Here is a 16,970-nt window from a genome sequence, read left to right on the forward strand (position 1 = left end):
CGACATAAGATGGTGGCTGTGGCTAGCGTCGACCGCGTCCTTCTCGCCTTGGCTAACCCGGTGCGGCGCGAACTGCTGGAGATCCTCTTCGAACGACCGCTCTCGGCCGGGGAACTCAGCGAACGGTTCGAACTCAGCCGGCCCGCGGTCGCCGAACACCTCAAGGCGCTGCGCGACGCGGGACTCGTGGCCGACCAGCCGCATGGGCGGCACCGCATCTACCGCCTGACCGCGGAGCCGTTGGCGGAACTCGGCGACTGGCTGCAACCCTTCGAGAAGTTCTGGCGCGGCCGACTGGCCAAGCTCGCCGAGGTAGCAAAGGAGCTGAAATGACCGAGACGTCGCGGTTCGCGACCATCCGGGTGGACCAATTCGTGGCGGCGCCACCGGACACGGTGTGGCGAATGCTCACCGAACCCGCGCTGCTGAAGCTGTGGTGGGCCGAGGATCAGGTGGCCGCGGTGGTGGGGCACCAGTTCACTCTCGACATGCCGGGCTACGGCGAGCAGCCGTGCAGGGTGATCCAGGTCGACGCGCCGCGCCTGTTCGCCTACACGTTCACCGCCGCCTGGACGCTGACCTGGCGACTGCAAGCCGAAGGCAACGGCACCCGAGTATTCTTGGAACACAGCGGCTTTGACCTGGACGACGGCCGCATGGCGCGGGCATTCGAGCGCATGGGGGCGGGATGGCGCGACGTCGTCCTCCCCCGGCTCGCTGCGCTGGGCGCTCGACCGCGTCCCTGACGCCCCCTCGTGACCGGGTTTCGAGCCGCACCGCGTTGGCTATCTCCCCGAGATGGCTATCACCGATTCTCGCGACGTGGTCATCGAGGCGACGCCCGACCCAATCATGAATGTGCTGTTCGACCTCGAGTCGTTGACCGAGTGGTCGCCGGCGCACAAGAAGGTCGAGGTGCTCGAGCGCGATGACCAGAACCATCCGACCAGATCCAGACAGGTCGTCAAGCTCGTCGGCGTCAGCGACGAACAGGAGCTCGCATACACCGTTCACGACGACGGCGTGGGCTGGACCTTGGTCAGCGCCAAACAGCAACGCGCTCAAGAGGGTCGCTACACCCTGATCCCCGAAGGGGATGCGACCCGGGTTCGTTTCGAGCTCACCGTCGACCTGGTGGCCCCAGTCCCCGGATTCTTGGTCAAGAGGGGGGCCAAGAGCCTGATGGACACGGCCACTGAGGGACTGCGTAAGCGGGTCCTCGAAGTCGAGAAGCGCGGAAGGTAGCGAGTCCTCGCTCGGGTGAAGTCGGGTCCTTCCCGAGCGCGGGCGCGCGAGTCAGACTGGTAGTCATGGAACGGACGTCGGCGGGCAGGCTGCACCGAATCACAGCGATCATCGGCGCACTTTCTATTGCCCCGGCTTCTATTGCCCCGGTGCTGGCCGGCTGCGGCGGCCACGGTGAGAACCACATGACGACGTCGTCGCCCCCGAAGGTCACCACCCTGGGCCGCACGGCGCCGCGCGCACCCGCGGCCGGCCCGCTGACCATCAGCAGTCCGGCTTTCGCCGACGGGGCGCCGATTCCGGTGCAGTTCACCTGCAAGGGCGCCGACATCGCGCCGCCGTTGGAGTGGTCGGCGCCGTTGGGTGCCGCCCTGGTGGTCGACGATCCCGACGCCGTCAACGGGCTGTACGTCCATTGGGTCGTCGTCGGGATCCCGCCCGGTTCGGGGACTACCGCCGATGGGCAGACCCCGGCCGGGGCGACCTCCCTGCCCAATACGGCCGGCCAGCCGGCCTACAAGGGGCCCTGTCCCCCGGCGGGAACAGGCACCCATCATTACCGGTTCACCCTTTATCAACTGCCCGACGGATATCGATTGCCCGCCGGCCTGGCCGGGGTGCGGGCGGCGCAGACGATCGGCGGTGCCGCGACCGCACAGGCTCAGCTCACCGGCGTGTTCGGCGGCTGATTCTCCCTCGTCACGACGCGCCGTCGAGAACCTGATAGCCGGCGTTGTAGCCGGGAGTGAACGTGATCCCGGGCCCGCCGTGGCATCCGGCGGCGGCGAGATACAGACCGTCGATTCCGATGGCCATATCGACAAAGCCCTTCGGGCCGGGCCGGTTCGGACCCATGAGGTCGGGGTGCAACAGCCCGTGGCAGAAGTCGCCCGAGGGTGCGCCGAACATGGTGTTCATGTGGTGGGGCGCGAAGGTGATGCGGCGGATCACGATATCCTTAAAGTTCGGCGCCAACCGGGCGATCTTGTCGATAACCCGTTGCGCCATCTCGCTTTTGAGGTGTCCATGCTGGTCGCGGGCGACTTCGACCGGGAACGCGTAAGCGAACGCGCTGGCCGCGTGCTTGCCGGGCGGCGCCATGCCGGGATCGTGCACCGACGGAATCTGCAGGCCCATCGACGGGTTGTCCGGAACGACGCCCCGGCGACAGTTTTCCCAGTGCAACTGCTGCTCCTCGGGTGACCCGAAGATTCCGACCGACTGTTGCATGCCTTCGTCGTTGAGGAACTCGTATGGCGGGGCACGAACGACGCCCGGTGGTCACGACCGGAGACACGCGAGACCAGTTGCGGCCGAACATGTTCGGGTGCGATCAGCCCGGTGAGCGTGATGTCGGGCGACAGGTTGGACACCACGATCGGTGCCGAGACCCGTCGACCCGTCGCGCAGCCGCACGCCGGTCACCCGGTGCCCGGCGACGAGGATCTCTTCGACCCTGGTGCGAAACCGGATCGCGTCGCCATGGGAGACGAATAGCTCACGCAGGTGATCGGTGAGGGCACCGATGCCACCCTTCAGTTTGGTCATCATCGCGGTGCTGGCCGCGTCGTCTTGGGGCACGGCCAGCGCGAACGCCAAACATGCTGCGCTGCCCGGGGTATACGGGCCGCGATAGGAGTTGACGGGGAAAGAAGTCTTTTGCGCCGAAGAAATCAGCACCCATTGGATGCTCCACGCCATGGTCGGCCCATCGTTTCCGCCGGAATGTTCAGCGCGAAAGCCTTCGAGGCGTTCGAATTCAGGATTTCGTCGACCTCCTCGCGGCTGCCGCCGGTGACGACGAACAACCAAATTGCCGGGGTGATCGTCATGGGGTCGCGCCCGGCGTCGGACGCCGCCGTGCGGACCGCTTGCAGGCCTTGTGCATAGTCTTTGGGCCGCATCACAGCCGCCGGAAACCAAGCATCGGCGTAGCGGCCGGTGGCTCGTAGCATGCGCGGACCGTGGGCGGCGACCCAAATCTCGGGCCATTTGCCGCGGTAGGGCGGAAGATCAAACGCCGCATTGCGCAATGGAAAGTATGGCGAGTCCCGCGAGAAGAGTTCGCCACCGGAGTTCCACAGAGCACGGATGGTGGCGAGTGCTTCTTCGAATCGCGCCACCGGCTTGGTCCAATCGACACCGTAGGGTTCGTTGCCTTCACGCTCCCCTACGCCGATGCCCAGAATGGCGCGGCCTCGGCTAATCAAGTGCAGAGTAGCGGCCGCTTGTGCGGTGACCGCGGGATTGCGGCGGCTGGCGTCGGTGACGCCGACACCGAGCCGGACGCGTCCGAAGCGGCTGCGAGCGGCGAGGTGTCCGAGCAGCGTCCAGGGCTCTAGACATGCGTCGATTTTTGGGGCTACTTTCGCCACCCCGACGTACTGCGGCGTGTAAAGCGACCGGGAAACAGCGAATTGAGATGATCACCCACCCAGTAGGCGTCAAGGCCGGCCGTCGCTGCGGTCAAGTAATCGGTGCGCGCCAACGCCGTCGCGGAGTATCGCGAATTGATGATCTGGTTGCCCAGTCCTACCCGAAACTTACTCATAACTGGCATAGTCGCAGCCTCCCACCGAGCAACTCGTAGATTTCGAGTAACCGCCTACTCCATTGCGCCCGCCCGGCGCGGCCCGGGCTTTGTGCGGCGGGGGATCGGCAAGGCGTTTGCGGGTCTATGCCTGGCCTCGGCGACCAGGATCTGGTTTGCTCAGCTCAGTACTTCTCTTCCCCGGGCAGGAGTTCGCGATGGCCCGTCTCAATGTGCCGGATGGCCCCGGCGGCGAAGCCGCCATGATCTGGACGCTGCGGCCACAACTCGCCGGCATGGTCGAATGCATGATCCGCGGCGCATATCAGCAGAGCATCCTGCCGGCCGAGGAGCGGGAGCTGGCCCGGATGCGCATCGCCTTGATCAACGACTGCGTCGCCTGCGCCGATTTCCGCGCCCAGTCCGTGCGCGATGCCGGCGTGGCGCCCGAGCTGTACGAAAACGTCGCCGCATACGCCGATTATCCGGGATACACTCCGCGCCAACGCCTTTGCATCGAGTACGCCGAACGCTTCGCCACCGACCACGCATCGATGGACGATGCCTTCTTCCAACGACTTCGGCAGTCGTTCTCCGACGAAGAGATCCTGGATCTCACGCTGTGCGTCGCCGTCTTCCTTGGGCTGGGACGCTCGTTGAGCGTGCTGGGCGTCGACCAGTCTTGCGCCATCGACCTTTGATCACGCATCGGAAAGGACCCCATGGACATCGCCACCGTCGACGAGCTGCTGAGCACCACGCGGTCGGTTCGCAGACGCCTCGACCTGACCCGCCCGGTCGGTCGCGACGTGATCCTGGAGTGCATCCGGCTGGCGATGCAGGCGCCCACGGCAAGCAACACGCAGAACTGGCGCTGGCTGGTCATCACCGACGCGGACAAGCGCGCCGCGATCGCCGAAATCTACCGCAGCATCGGCGCGCAGTATCTGGCCTACGCGGCCGACAACGCGAGCGACGCCCAGACGCAGCGGGTGTATCAGAGCGCGATGAGCCTGACCGAGACGTTGGCAGAGGTGCCCGTGCATGTCATCCCCTGCCTCACCGAGCGCATCGACACCGCCGAACCGGGCATCGCCGCGGCCGCCTGGGCATCGATCATTCCCGCGGGGTGGAGCTTCTTGCTGGCACTGCGATCGCGGGGGCTGGGGTCGGTGTGGACGACGATGCATCTGTTCAAGGAGAAAGAGGTCGCCGAGCTGCTGGGCATTCCGCCCACCGTCACGCAGGCCGCGCTGTTCCCCGTCGCCTACACGACCGGCACCGACTTCCGGCCGGCCAAGCGGCCGCCCGCGGAGACCATCACGTACTGGGACGCCTGGGAACGGGCCGTCGGAGATAGCTGATGCGGTCCTACACCGTGCGATTCCACATCGATGCGCCGCCGCACAAAGTCTGGCGGGTGCTGCATCCGCCGCCCCCACCGAACGCCCCGCGGCCACGGGTGCTCAAGTGGCCGACCGGCAGCATGGAAATCCTCAACGAGGGCAACGAAGCCGGCGAGGGCCTGGTCCGCACCTGCATCTTCGAAGTGCCCAAGTACCTGCTGACCGGCGGTAGGGCGCGGTCCTGGGAGACCGTGACGGAGGCCGAACTCAACAAGGTGTCGCGCTACGTCGCCGTCGGCGCCCCGCTGTGGTCACGCGCCGAGGGATATCACCGGCTCGAAGAGCAGCCGGACGGCACCACCGTGCTGACATTCCACGAGACGTACCACGCCTACAACCCGGTGCTGCGCTTTTTCCTCGAACGCCCGGTGCACGCGAAGATTTCCCGCGACAACCTCGAGACCTACGAGCGCGCGCTCGGATACGCGGGCCGGGTGCGGCGGCTCGACTAGCCGTTCTTTGCCGGTCCGGAAGATTTCACAACGATGTGAATTGGGTTGTCTACCCCGGTACCCTCGATCTCTATGGGTGCAAAACCTGCTGCGGCAAGGATGGTTGCTGCGAGTCTGATGGTCGCCGGCTGGGCCGCGTCCACGGTCGTCGCCAGCGCCGATCCGGACGAGACGCGGGGGCCGGCTCCCGGGCCCGCGTCCGGGGCGTCGGCAGCGCCGTCGCCGTCGCCCGCCGGCTCCCCGGAGGCCTCGCCCGCACCGGCGGGTCCGAAGACGTCCATCGACAAGGACGGCATTTATGCCGTGGGTAGCGACATCGTGCCGGGCATATACAGCTCCGGCGGTCCCGTCGGCGACGGCACCTGTTACTGGAAGCGGACCGGCAACCCCGATGGCGCCATCATCGACAACGCCATGTCGAAGAAACCGCAGGTCGTGCAGATCGATCCGGGCGACAAGGCGTTCAAGACGTCGGGCTGCCAGCCCTGGCAGCTGACACCGGACGCTGCGGTGCCGTCGAGCGCGCCGCCCGCGGGCGTGCAGGGCACGCTTGGAATCCTCAACAGCCTCCTGGGCGGGGGCGCTCAGCGGGCGCCCTCGGCCTCGCCGCCGCCGCAGGCCCCGCCGGCTTCGCCAGCGCCGCCGGCCCCGCATTCCTGATCCACCGAAGAGAACCCGCCGCGTTCCGCGGCCCGGCCCTTTTCGCTACCGTGGCGCCGTGGCACCCATGCAGCAGACCGTCGTCGTCGGCGCCGGCGTCAGCGGGTTGACTTCGGCCATCTGTCTGGCCGAGGCGGGCTGGCCGGTGCGAATATTGGCGGCCACGACGCGCAAGCAGACGACGTCGGCGGTGGCCGGCGCCGTCTGGCTTCCCCCACGACCCGCCGACCGCGCGGCCGAGACGCTTGCCTGGACCGAGCACTCGCTGGGGGTGTTCACCGATCTTGCCGGCGATCCCGATTCCGGGGTGCAGCTGGCGCCGGCGCTGGCCGTCGGTGAGCTGACCGCGACCGAGGCGATGTCGTCGGCGGCGGCCTTGATCCCCGACCTTCGGCCGGCCGACCCGGCCGATGTCCCCGAGGGCTCCAGCACCGGGTTTCGCGCGACCCTGCCGATGATCGACATGCCGCACTATCTCGACTACCTGACCCGGCGGCTGGCGTCGGCCGGCTGCGAAATCGAGCAGCATCCCGTGCGGACCCTCGACGAGGCGGCCGAGGCCGCCGAAATCGTCGTCAACTGCACCGGGCTGGCCGCGGGTGCGCTGACCGGTGACGACACCGTGCAACCGTTGTTCGGCCAGCACGTGGTGCTCACCAATCCCGGTCTGGGGCAGATGTTTCTGCAAATCAACAGCGGCCCGGACTGGACCTGCTACTTCCCCCACCCGCAACGGGTGGTCTGCGGCGGCATCAGCATCCCCGGGCGTTGGGACACCGCGGCCGACCCCGACGTGACCGAACACATCCTGCAGCGCTGCCGTCGCGTCGAGCCGCGACTCAACGACGCCGAGGTGATCGAGGTGATCACGGGCCTACGCCCCGACCGCCCGTCTGTGCGGGTGGAAGCCGAGCCGCTGGGCCGGGCACGGTGCATCCACAATTACGGGCACGGCGGCAACGGCGTCACTTTGTCCTGGGGCTGCGCGCGCGACGTCGTGAGCCTGGCAAACGACGGCTAGCGCGCGACGCCGGTACGTCGAAACACCAAGGACAGCAACCAACTAACGATCGACAGCACGATCGCGGCCCAGATCGCGGTCCACCAGAAGTGATCGATCTGCAGTCCCCAGTGCGTGGTGTGCGCGGTGATCCGCGCGGTGATCCACAGCATCAACGCGTTGACGACGACATGGAACAGGCCGAGCGTCAGGATGTACAACGGGATCGACAAGATTTGGACGATGGGCTTGATGAATGCGTTGACCAACCCGAAGATCACGGCAACCACGAAGATGATGCCGGCGCGTTCCAGCTTCGTGTCCCCGCCCACAAAGCTCAGCCCGTGCACGAAAAGGGTGACGATCCACAACGCCAGGCCGGTCAACGCGGCGCGCAACAGGAAAGGGCCCATGGTGGCAAATCCTGCCACCTTCGGGCTCGCGAGTAAGCGGCAAAGGTCAGTTCAAGTTGTAGAAGCGTTGCGCGTTCAAGCCGCCGATCTTTTCCCGGGAGCCCTCGCTGAGGTCGGTTCGGGTGCGCAGGTGCTTGGTGCTCTCCGGCCACTCGCCGTCCCAGTGCGGGTAGTCGCTGGCGAACATGATGAAACCGTCGCCCAGCACGTCGATCACGCCGGGCAGGATCGGTTCCTCCGGTTCGCACGTCACCCAGATGTTGCCCGCGGCCAGATAGTCGTGCGGGTCGCGACGCCAGCCGCCCTGGACCCAATCGCCGCGCTTTTCGTAATGCTCGTGCAGCCGGTCGATGAAGAACGGGACCCAGCCCGCGCCGGCTTCGAGGAAGGCGACCCGCAATTCCGGGTGGCGCTCGAAGACGCCGCCGGAGACCATCGCGGTCATCGCGGTCATCTGGTCGAACGGGAAACTGATGCAGTGCACCTGAATGTAGTTCGTGAAACGGTCCACACCGATCTTGGGCAGGTGAATGCCCGGGGCGCCGTGCACACCCAACGGCATGCCGAGCTCGCCGGCGGCGGCATAGAACGGGTCGAGGTCGGGGTGGTCGAGATTGCGGCTCTTGAGCGCCGGCGGCACCAAAGTCGCAACCAGCCCAAGCTCTTTGGCCTCGGCCATGACGTCGACGGCAATGCGGCCGTGCTCGATCGGTGTCACGGCGACGCCGCGCAGCCGGCCACCGGATGAGGCGCAGTAGTCCGCAATCCACCGGTTGTACAGCCTCGAGAATCCCGCGGCGAACTCCGGATCCTGCAGGCTCGGCGCGCACAACCCCATGCTGGGATACAGCACCATCGTGTCGATGTGATCGCGATCGGCGTCCCCCAGCACCCCCTCGGGCGAGCGGCAGTTGATGTCGGGCGCCTTGCTGATCCCGTGTTCCGGCGGGCAACCCGCGCCCGGCCCCCGGTCCTCGGGGTAGTTGCGGCCCTCGAGCGTCAATCCCGGCCGACCGTCGGCGCTGGGCTTGACGTGCTCCGGCCATCGTTTGATCGCCTCGATTGCCAGCGACGAATTCTCGGCCACGTGTCCGTCAGCGTCGATGATCCGCATGTATCCGGAACTTACTCCCGCAGTCCACATGGTGGAACAAGTCGCGCCGGCGCGCTGGGTAAGCCACGATGCTGACGTGACCACACCAGGGCTTGAACAGAAGTTGACCGCCGATCAGCGCAATTCCTTCATCGCGGCGCTACTGGGCTGGACGATGGATGCCTTCGATTACTTCATCGTGGTGCTCGTCTACGCCGACATCGCCAAGACGTTCCACCACAGCAAGGCCGAGGTCGCGTTCGTCACCACGGCCACCCTCATCATGCGGCCCGTCGGTGCGCTGCTGTTCGGGTTGTGGGCCGACCGGGTGGGGAGGCGGCTGCCGCTGATGGTCGACGTCACGTTCTATTCGGTGGTCGGCTTCCTGTGCGCGTTCGCACCCAACTTCACGGTGCTCGTGATCCTGCGACTGCTGTACGGCATCGGCATGGGCGGCGAGTGGGGGCTGGGCGCCGCGCTCGCCATGGAGAAGGTTCCCGTCGAGCGACGCGGGTTCTTCTCCGGGCTGCTGCAGGAGGGGTACGCGTTCGGCTACCTGCTGGCGAGTGTGGCCTCGCTGGTGGTGATCGACTGGATCGGGCTGTCATGGCGGTGGCTGTTCGGCCTGAGCATCGTTCCCGCGTTGATCAGCCTGGTCATCCGCTACCGCGTGGAGGAGTCCGAGGTGTGGGAAACCGCCCAGGACCAGATGAAGCTCACCAGCACCCGGATCCGCGACGTGCTGCGCAGCGGCGCCATCATCCGACGGTTCATCTACCTGGCGCTGCTGATGACGGCCTTCAACTGGATGAGCCACGGCACGCAGGACGTCTACCCCACCTTCCTGGGGGCGCACGCCAATCAGGGTGCCGGCCTGTCCAGCACGACGGTCAAGTGGACTGTGGTGGTCTACAACGTCGGCGCCATTGTCGGAGGCCTGGTCTTCGGCACGCTGTCGCAGCGATTCAGCCGCCGCTACACCGTCGTATTCTGTGCGATCCTGGCGCTGCCCGTCGTCGGGTTGTTCGCGTACTCGCGCAGCGCCGCAATGCTGTGCCTCGGTTCGTTTTTGATGCAGCTCTTCGTGCAGGGCGCGTGGGGCGTGATTCCCGCCCACCTCACCGAGATGTCTCCGGACGCCATCCGCGGTCTCTATCCCGGGGTGACCTATCAGCTCGGCAACCTGCTGGCGGCGTTCAACCTACCGATCCAGGAACGCCTCGCCGAATCGCACGGCTACCCGTTCGCGTTGGCGGCGACGATCGTACCGGTCCTGATCGCGGTGGCGGCGCTGACGCTGATCGGAACGGACGCCACCGGAATCCGGTTCGGCACAACCGAAAGCGCCTTCCTCGCAAGCGAAGTGACGTGACGCTACTCGCTGTTGCCCAGGAGGCGCCGCAGCAGATGCATGGCCACCGTGGTCGAGCGCTCCCGGATATCCGAGCGGTTGCCCGGAAGCCGCAGTGTGCGGGTATCGGTTCGGCCGGCGGCCGTTACGCTGAAACAGACTGTGCCCACCGGCTTTTCGTCGGTACCCCCGCCAGGGCCGGCGATTCCGGTGATCGCGACCGCGGTGTCGGCGCCGAAGCGCTGCAGCGCACCCGTGGCCATCGCCTCGGCCACCGGCTCGGACACCGCGCCGTGCGCCTCGATCAGCGCGGGGTCGACGCCGAGCAGCTCCACCTTCGCCTCGTTCGAATAGGAAACGACACCGCCGGCCACGTAATCCGATGACCCGGGCCGGTCGGTCAGCCGCGCGGCCAGCAGTCCCGCGGTGCAGGACTCCGCCGTCGCGATCCGACGGCCGGCCAGAAGTTGTGCCACCAGATCGTCGACGCGCGAGCCGTCCTCGGAGTACAGCTGATGCCCGTGCCTCTCGCGCAGCAGCTTGGTCAGCTGGGCGTACGCCTCCACGGCGTCCGGCTCATAACGGGTGACCATCTCGATCTCGCCGCGCCGCAGGCAGGTGGTGATCTCCAGTTGCTCGAAGCCGGGCACGGCCGTTCCGGCGTCGCGCAGCGTTTCGGCGAGCCCCGACTCCGGCAGCCCGAACATGCGCAACATCTCCTGCCGATAGACGGTCCGGCCGGCGATCGCCTCCTGCGCCGCGGGCGTCTGGATGGCCGTGTGCCACATCGCCTGCAGCTCGCGCGGCGGACCCGGTAGCACGATCACCGTCGGCTTGCCGGGCACGACGATGCCGGGAGCGGTCCCCACCGGGTCGAGCACCTGCGCCCCTGCCGGCACCATGGCCTGCTTGCGATTGGCTGCCCGCAGCGACTCGAAAGTGCCGGGATCCATGGCGGATTGGAACGCGGGATTGCGGCCCATCAAGTTCTTGAGGATGTTGGCGATCTTCTCCTCGACCTCGGCGTCCAACACCAACTCGCGTTCACAAACGCGCGCGACCACCTCGACGGTCATATCGTCGGCCGTCGGCCCCAGGCCCCCGCTGGTCACGATGAGGTCCACGCCCTGATCGGCCAGGAACCGCAGCTGCGCTTCGATGTCGGCCGGCCGGTCACCGCAGATCGTGATGTGGGCCAGCTCGACGCCCAGCTCCAGCAGGCGATCGGCGAGCCAGGGGCCGTTCGCATCTTGGACCCGCCCCGTCAAGACCTCGGTTCCGGTGACAACGATTCCTGCACGTGCGCTCACCGCCCTGAGCCTACGCATCGGCTCCGGACGACATTCATCCCGAGGACATTCACCCCGAGGACAATGAGCCCATGATCGAGTTAGAGGTAATACAAGCCGACATAACCAAGCTCGAACTCGACGCGATCACCAACGCGGCCAACACGCAGCTACGCCATGGGGGCGGTGTGGCCGCGGCCATCTCGCGTGCGGGCGGGCCCGACGTGCAGCGCGAATCGAAAGCGAAGGCGCCGATCGGGCTCAGCGAAGCGATCGAGACCACGGCCGGCGACATGCCGGCGCGCTACGTCATCCACGCCGCGACCATGGAGCTCGGCGGACCGACGTCGGCCGATATCATCGCCGCGGCCACGACCTCGACGCTGCGCAAGGCCGACGAACTCGGCTGCCGCTCGCTCGGGCTGGTCGCCTTCGGCACCGGCGTCGGCGGCTTCCCGCTGGACGAGGCGGCGCGGCTGATGGTCGACGCCGTCCGGCGGCACCAGCCGAGCTCGCTGCGCAAAGTGGTGTTCGCCGTGCACGGCGATGCGGCCGAGCGGGCGTTTCGGCTGGCGGTGCGGGGCTAGCGCTAGCCCCCGGAAAGGTAACGCTCGACGCTGGCGACCTTCTGCGTCATCGCGTCGGTGGTCCCGGCGCGCCAGTCCGCCTTGATCACCGTGCTGACCCTGGGCGCTCGGGCGGCCACGGCCTCGACCGCGCGCTGCACCACGGCCATGACTTCCGCCCAGGTTTCGCCTTCTATGACGGTGAACATCGCATCCGTCTTGTTGGGCAGCCCGGAATCGCGCACCACCCGAACCGCTTCGGCGACGATCTCACCGACGCCCTCGCCCACCCCCAACGGGGTGACGGAAAACGCCACGAGCAAAGACATTCGTCGAGCGTACCCAAGATCCGCGGGAGCCGGTCTGGCACCATCGAGGCCCATGCGGGTGTTGGTGCAACGTGTTTCGTCGGCGACGGTCTCGGTTGAGGGCGCGGCGGTCGGCGCTATCCGTCCGGATGGTCAGGGCCTGCTGGCGTTCGTCGGTGTCACCCACGGCGACGACGGCGACAAAGCGCGCCGGCTCGCTGAGAAGCTATGGCAGCTAAGGATTCTCGACGACGAACGTTCCGCGGCCGATGTCAACGCGCCCGTCCTGGTCGTGAGTCAGTTCACGCTGTACGCCGACACCGCCAAGGGCCGACGCCCGTCATGGAACGCGGCCGCCCCCGGAGCTGTCGCCGAGCCGCTGGTGGCGGAGTTCGCCGAGGCCCTGCGGCGGTTGGGCGCCGAGGTGCAGACCGGGGTGTTCGGTGCGAACATGCAGGTCGAGTTGGTGAACGACGGTCCGGTGACCGTCTTCTTGGAGCTGTGAGCCCGCCCCCCACGGGTACCGTGGGGGGCGGCGGCTTGTCATGGCCGGCGCCGACGAGAGGGCAACCATGAGCACGACACCCGAATTCGGGTCGCTCCGTTCGGACGACGACAACTGGGACATCGTCAGCAGCGTGGGATACACGGCGCTGCTCGTCGCGGGATGGCGCGCGCTGCACGCCATCGGCCCGCGGCCGCTGGTGCGCGACGAATTCGCGAAAGGCTTCATCGCCGCCTCGCAGGACCCGTATCTGGCGGGTGTGCTTGCCAACCCGGGAACCTCCGACGACGAGACGGCCTTCCCGCGCCTCTATGGCGTCCAGACCCGCTTCTTCGATGACTTCTTCGAGGCTGCGAGCGCGGCGGGCATCCGGCAGGCGGTGATCGTTGCCGCCGGCCTGGATTCGCGGGCATATCGGCTGCAATGGCCGCAAGACACACGGGTTTTCGAGGTCGATCTGCCGAAGGTCCTCGAATTCAAGGCTCGCGTTCTTCAGGAGCAGGGCGCAACCCCGAAGGCCCGCCGCATCGAGGTCGCCGCCGATCTGCGCACCGACTGGTCGCGGCCGTTGGAAGCGGCCGGGTTTGACGTCGAGATGCCGAGCGCCTGGTCGGTGGAGGGGCTGCTCCCCTACCTCACCGACGAGGCGCAACATGCGCTCTTCACCCGGATCAGCGGGCTCAGCGCGCCGGGCAGCCAGATCGCCATCGGCGCGCTCGGATCGCGGCTGGACCACGACCAGCTCACCGCCCTGGAGGCGAACCACCCCGGCGTGAATGTGTCCGGCAATGTGAACTTCTCGGCCCTGACCTATGAACCCCAGTCGGACCCCGCGGAGTGGCTCACCGCGCACGATTGGGCCGTCGAACCCGTCCGCAACACACTGGACCTACAGGCCGGCTACGGCATGACCCCGCCGGACGTCGACGTCAAGATCGACAGCTTCATGCGGTCCCAATACGTCACGGCGACCCGGTGACCACCTAGGGTTTCAGCAGGATCTTCACGTCGTCGCCCGACCGCGACTCCGCGATCGCATAGCCCTTGGCCGCTTCGTCCAACGGCATTGTGGTGGTGAAAATCCCTTCGACGTCGAGCCGGCCTGCCCGCAGCAACGGGATCAATTCCGGCCAGGTGCGCTGCACCGGCGCCGTGGTGAACCGCACCGTCGTGCTGCGGATCAAGCAGCCCAGCGCGTTGAGGGGGAACGGATTCATGTCGTGCACACCGACGACCGAGACTGTGCCGCCGGGCCGGACGGCGTTGATCGCGTCGGTCAGGGAGGCGTCCGTGGCGACCGCGTCGATCACCGCGTCGGCGCCGCGGCCGCCGGTGGCGGCAAGGATGGCCTCGAGCGCCGGGGCTTTGACGGGCGTCGCGCCCCACTGCGCGGCGCGCCGCAGCCGACCGTCGACCTGATCGACCGCGAAAACCGTTGCCGCGCCCTGAAATAGCGCGCTGCGCAGCGAGCACAGGCCGACCGCACCCAGGCCGATCACCGCCACCGTGCCGCCGAAGGGGATGTCGGCCCGCTGCGCCGCGGCCCAGCCGGTGGCCAGGTTGTCGGTGAGCAGCAACGCCTGCTCGGTGCTGATGCCCTCGGGCATCTTCAGCAGCTGGAAATCCGCGGCTGGTACGGCGAGCAGGTCGGCCTGCGCGCCGCCGAGCACGCCGCCGCCGAATATCTGAAATCCGGAGTGACACATCACCGGATCGCGGGTTGCACATCCCGCGCACGCGCCGCAGCCGGTGACCGACGACACCATCACCTGATCGCCGACCTTGACGTTGCACACCTGCGGCCCGGCTTCCACGACGGTGCCGATGGCTTCGTGGCCAAGCGCGATCGGCTCGGGCATCGGAAAGTCGGCCTCATAGAAGTGCAGGTCGGATCCGCAGATGCCGGCGGCGCTCACCTCGACGATCGCTCCGTCGGGGCCCGGAAGGGCCGGATCCGGGCGGGTGTCCACCCGAACGCTGCGGGGCCCATCGACGACCACGGTGCGCATATTGACGTGCTCACTTTCCCTGTCGCGCCGGATCTTTCGCTCGGACTACAAACTGTGACCAATCGGGCTCGCGCACCGCCGACCAGTATTCGTTGAGACGCCATGGGCTGACGGTGTGAATTTCGCCGTCGGCGTTCTTGAAATACGAGTGTTTGACCGCCGGATGCGACCACACCATCTTCTTGATCTGGGTCTGCGTCCGCCGGTGCCAATCGGTGGCGGCTTCGGGTTTCGGTTCGAGCGAATGCACGCCGGTCTGGGCCAGTCGCGCCAGGCATTGGTCGACGTAGCGCATCTGCAGTTCGGACTGGAAGATCAGGCTGCCGCCGTGGGCCAGATGAGTTCCCGGGCCGTAGACGATGAAGAAGTTCGGGAACTCCGGGACCGTGATGCCGAGGTAGGCGTATGGCCGGCTCCCCCACATCTGGTGCAGATCGGTGCCGTTACGGCCGGTGACCTTCAGCGGCCAGAGCACGTCGGTGTGTCGAAACCCGGTGGCGTACACGATGATATCGACGTCATGCGCCACGCCGTCAGCGGTGACGACGCCGTGCGGCGTGATTTTGTCGATGGGTGTGCGGACCAACTCGACGTTGTCGCGCTGCAGCGTTCGCAGCCAACTGCCGTTGTCCTGCAGTGTGCGTTTGCCGCAAGCCGGGTAGTCCGGCATCACCTTGGCCAACAACTCGGAATCCTCGCCGACTTGGCTGCTGATCCATTGGGAGAACATCATGTGCGCGGCGGCATTGATGCCGCTGACGGCGTGCTCCTGATCGGCGTAATCCGGGTCGCCCTCGGCCGCGTCGAGACCCTTGTCCGAGCCGGGCCAGAGGACCAGCAAGCGATACCACCTGCCGTAGAACGGCAGATGGCGCATCGCCCAGCGCACACCGTCGCCGACCTCGTCGTGATACATCGGGTTCGGAAACATCCACTGCGCGGTCCGCTGAAACACGGTGAGGTGCTTAACATCGTCGGCGATCGCGGGGGCGATCTGAAAGCCGCTGGCGCCGGCGCCGACGAGCGCGACCCGCTTGCCTTTCAGGTCTACCGAATGATCCCAGGCCGCCGAGTGAAATGACTGCCCCGCGAAGGTGTCCGCGCCGTCGAACCCGGGAAGGTTCGGACGGTTCAGCTGCCCGACGGCGGTGATGAGCGCGCGGGCGCGCACGGTGGTCGTCTGACCGTCGGATGAGCGCAATGAAGCGCTCCACACGCCGTCGTCGTCATTCCATTCGGCCGCGACAACCTCGGTCCGCCAACGCACATGCTCAGCCAGGCCGTGATTGTCGATGACCTTGGTGAAATAGTCTTGCAGCTCGTATTGCTCGGCGAAGAAATGGGTCCAGTCGTTGTTGGGTTCGAAGCTGTAGCAATAGAAATGGTTCGCCACATCCACCCGCGCGCCGGGATAGCTGTTCTCCCACCAGGTTCCGCCGGGGCCCGCGTTCTTCTCGATGATGGTGAACGGAATGTCGGCCTGCTTGAGGCGCACGCCGGCCAGGATGCCGGATTCGCCGCATCCCACGACCAGGACCGGGAGTTCGGCGGTGCGTTCGGCGGGCAACGCGGCGGGGCGCCGGGGGTCGACGCCGTCGAGATCGAGCTCTTCGGCGATTAGCGGCAAGTAGTCGTCGGGCACGTGTTCACAAGCCGCCCAGTCGATCATCTCCCTGACGAGTTCGTGGCTCAGCGGGTGCGGTTCGGGGCAACCGCGGTCCCGATACTCGGTGATAACCGACAGGGCCTCGGCGCGGGCCCGTGCCTTGTCGTCCTCGGACATGAACCCCTGCACCTCGTTGAGGAAGATGCCCACCTGCTTGAAGTCGCGGATGAAGCGCGGGTCGCCGGTGATGTGGACGAGCGAGAGCAACAGCGTGGGAACGCTGACATCCTGTAGCGCGGCGGCGATCTCGGGTGTGGATGTGATGAAGGGATCGCCGGCGTAGCGGCTGCGCTTCAAGGGAGATCCTCTCGGTGGTTCGGCGGCCAATTACGCTACTCATCGTTTCGTAATTGCAGCACTACGCTACCCGGTTGCGCGGCGCACGATCAAGACGTTCGCCGCTACGGGTCGTCGTCCGTATCGGCCAGCAGCTTTTCCGGGTGGTGGTAGGTGTTGGTGCGGGGTTGGCCGTGGTCG

At 66.9% G+C, this 16,970-nt stretch carries 20 protein-coding genes and 2 pseudogenes; 13 read left to right on the top strand and 9 right to left on the bottom strand.

What is annotated here, in order from left to right; all coding sequences use genetic code 11:
- Positions 1 to 9: 9 nt before the first annotated feature.
- The 4 genes from BST14_RS11285 to BST14_RS11300 all read left to right on the top strand — a co-directional run bounded on the left by BST14_RS11285 (position 10) and on the right by BST14_RS11300 (position 1,934).
- Positions 10 to 333: an ArsR/SmtB family transcription factor gene (locus tag BST14_RS11285; protein WP_083064595.1), complete on the top strand. Its 324-nt coding sequence runs from the start codon at positions 10 to 12 to the stop codon at positions 331 to 333.
- Complete coding sequence (locus BST14_RS11290; RefSeq protein ID WP_083064596.1) at positions 330 to 746, top strand: SRPBCC family protein; 417 nt, start codon at positions 330 to 332, stop codon at positions 744 to 746. The genes BST14_RS11285 and BST14_RS11290 overlap by 4 nt, the downstream gene beginning before the upstream one ends.
- 52 nt (positions 747 to 798) lie before the next feature.
- Positions 799 to 1,245: an SRPBCC family protein gene (locus BST14_RS11295; RefSeq protein WP_083064597.1), complete on the top strand. Its 447-nt coding sequence runs from the start codon at positions 799 to 801 to the stop codon at positions 1,243 to 1,245.
- A 65-nt stretch (positions 1,246 to 1,310) separates the two neighbouring features.
- Positions 1,311 to 1,934, top strand: a complete 624-nt coding sequence (locus BST14_RS11300; protein WP_083064598.1) for a YbhB/YbcL family Raf kinase inhibitor-like protein — start codon at positions 1,311 to 1,313, stop codon at positions 1,932 to 1,934.
- A 10-nt stretch (positions 1,935 to 1,944) separates the two neighbouring features.
- Here the strand turns inward: BST14_RS11300 and BST14_RS29470 are convergent.
- Both BST14_RS29470 and BST14_RS11310 read right to left on the bottom strand, forming a co-directional pair.
- A pseudogene (locus BST14_RS29470) lies at positions 1,945 to 2,886 on the bottom strand (phytoene desaturase family protein); the annotation flags it as partial.
- Positions 2,882 to 3,796, bottom strand: a pseudogene (locus BST14_RS11310) (LLM class flavin-dependent oxidoreductase); the annotation flags it as partial. The pseudogenes BST14_RS11310 and BST14_RS29470, both read right to left, overlap by 5 nt.
- A 197-nt stretch (positions 3,797 to 3,993) precedes the next feature.
- Between BST14_RS11310 and BST14_RS11315 the strand changes: the two are divergent.
- The 5 genes from BST14_RS11315 to BST14_RS11335 all read left to right on the top strand — a co-directional run bounded on the left by BST14_RS11315 (position 3,994) and on the right by BST14_RS11335 (position 7,314).
- A complete protein-coding gene (locus tag BST14_RS11315) occupies positions 3,994 to 4,476 on the top strand; it encodes a carboxymuconolactone decarboxylase family protein (RefSeq protein WP_083064600.1) in 483 nt (160 codons plus the stop codon).
- 21 nt (positions 4,477 to 4,497) lie between these two features.
- The gene (locus tag BST14_RS11320; protein WP_083064601.1) at positions 4,498 to 5,139 is read left to right on the top strand and encodes a nitroreductase family protein; all 642 of its coding nucleotides are present in this window, start codon (positions 4,498 to 4,500) and stop codon (positions 5,137 to 5,139) included.
- Complete coding sequence (locus BST14_RS11325) at positions 5,139 to 5,633, top strand: SRPBCC family protein (RefSeq protein ID WP_083064602.1); 495 nt, start codon at positions 5,139 to 5,141, stop codon at positions 5,631 to 5,633. Before BST14_RS11320 ends, BST14_RS11325 begins: the two co-directional genes overlap by 1 nt.
- 72 nt (positions 5,634 to 5,705) lie before the next feature.
- The gene (locus BST14_RS30565) at positions 5,706 to 6,293 is read left to right on the top strand and encodes an Rv1352/Rv1906c domain-containing protein (RefSeq protein ID WP_083064603.1); all 588 of its coding nucleotides are present in this window, start codon (positions 5,706 to 5,708) and stop codon (positions 6,291 to 6,293) included.
- A 67-nt stretch (positions 6,294 to 6,360) separates the two neighbouring features.
- The gene (locus tag BST14_RS11335; protein WP_142279365.1) at positions 6,361 to 7,314 is read left to right on the top strand and encodes an FAD-dependent oxidoreductase; all 954 of its coding nucleotides are present in this window, start codon (positions 6,361 to 6,363) and stop codon (positions 7,312 to 7,314) included.
- Here BST14_RS11335 and BST14_RS11340 read toward each other — a convergent pair.
- Both BST14_RS11340 and BST14_RS11345 read right to left on the bottom strand, forming a co-directional pair.
- A complete protein-coding gene (locus tag BST14_RS11340) occupies positions 7,311 to 7,706 on the bottom strand; it encodes a phage holin family protein (protein ID WP_083064605.1) in 396 nt (131 codons plus the stop codon). The two genes, BST14_RS11335 and BST14_RS11340, sit on opposite strands and share 4 nt — an antisense overlap.
- A 46-nt stretch (positions 7,707 to 7,752) precedes the next feature.
- On the bottom strand, positions 7,753 to 8,820 hold the full coding sequence (locus BST14_RS11345) for an amidohydrolase family protein (RefSeq protein ID WP_083064606.1): 1,068 nt from the start codon (positions 8,818 to 8,820) through the stop codon (positions 7,753 to 7,755).
- On the opposite strand from BST14_RS11345, the gene BST14_RS11350 reads away from it, so the two are divergent.
- Positions 8,819 to 10,171: an MFS transporter gene (locus tag BST14_RS11350; protein ID WP_281252801.1), complete on the top strand. Its 1,353-nt coding sequence runs from the start codon at positions 8,819 to 8,821 to the stop codon at positions 10,169 to 10,171. The genes BST14_RS11345 and BST14_RS11350 overlap by 2 nt on opposite strands.
- Positions 10,172 to 10,173: 2 nt before the next feature.
- Here BST14_RS11350 and BST14_RS11355 read toward each other — a convergent pair whose 3' ends face one another.
- Positions 10,174 to 11,460: a competence/damage-inducible protein A gene (locus BST14_RS11355; protein ID WP_497795582.1), complete on the bottom strand. Its 1,287-nt coding sequence runs from the start codon at positions 11,458 to 11,460 to the stop codon at positions 10,174 to 10,176.
- A 71-nt stretch (positions 11,461 to 11,531) separates the two neighbouring features.
- Here BST14_RS11355 and BST14_RS11360 point away from each other — a divergent pair, with 71 nt between their 5' ends.
- Positions 11,532 to 12,026, top strand: coding sequence for a macro domain-containing protein (locus BST14_RS11360; RefSeq protein ID WP_083064608.1), 495 nt, complete (start codon positions 11,532 to 11,534; stop codon positions 12,024 to 12,026).
- 2 nt (positions 12,027 to 12,028) lie between these two features.
- On the opposite strand, the gene BST14_RS11365 is transcribed toward BST14_RS11360, so the two are convergent.
- A complete protein-coding gene (locus BST14_RS11365; protein WP_083064609.1) occupies positions 12,029 to 12,334 on the bottom strand; it encodes an MTH1187 family thiamine-binding protein in 306 nt (101 codons plus the stop codon).
- Positions 12,335 to 12,386: 52 nt separating this feature from the next.
- Between BST14_RS11365 and dtd the strand changes: the two genes are divergently transcribed.
- On the top strand, positions 12,387 to 12,818 hold the full coding sequence (dtd, locus tag BST14_RS11370) for a D-aminoacyl-tRNA deacylase (protein ID WP_083064610.1): 432 nt from the start codon (positions 12,387 to 12,389) through the stop codon (positions 12,816 to 12,818).
- Between the two features lie 67 nt (positions 12,819 to 12,885).
- Positions 12,886 to 13,797: a class I SAM-dependent methyltransferase gene (locus BST14_RS11375; protein ID WP_083064619.1), complete on the top strand. Its 912-nt coding sequence runs from the start codon at positions 12,886 to 12,888 to the stop codon at positions 13,795 to 13,797.
- A 4-nt stretch (positions 13,798 to 13,801) separates the two neighbouring features.
- On the opposite strand, the gene BST14_RS11380 is transcribed toward BST14_RS11375, so the two are convergent.
- The 3 genes from BST14_RS11380 to BST14_RS30890 form a co-directional block, all read right to left on the bottom strand.
- Positions 13,802 to 14,827, bottom strand: a complete 1,026-nt coding sequence (locus BST14_RS11380) for an alcohol dehydrogenase catalytic domain-containing protein (protein ID WP_083064611.1) — start codon at positions 14,825 to 14,827, stop codon at positions 13,802 to 13,804.
- A 10-nt stretch (positions 14,828 to 14,837) separates the two neighbouring features.
- Positions 14,838 to 16,790, bottom strand: coding sequence for a flavin-containing monooxygenase (locus tag BST14_RS11385; RefSeq protein ID WP_083064612.1), 1,953 nt, complete (start codon positions 16,788 to 16,790; stop codon positions 14,838 to 14,840).
- 104 nt (positions 16,791 to 16,894) lie between these two features.
- Positions 16,895 to 16,970, bottom strand: a 76-nt coding sequence (locus BST14_RS30890; protein WP_245845375.1) for a hypothetical protein, incomplete at its 5' end; no start/stop codon positions are given.

This window comes from Mycobacterium arosiense ATCC BAA-1401 = DSM 45069 (assembly GCF_002086125.1).
Lineage (GTDB): Bacteria > Actinomycetota > Actinomycetes > Mycobacteriales > Mycobacteriaceae > Mycobacterium > Mycobacterium arosiense.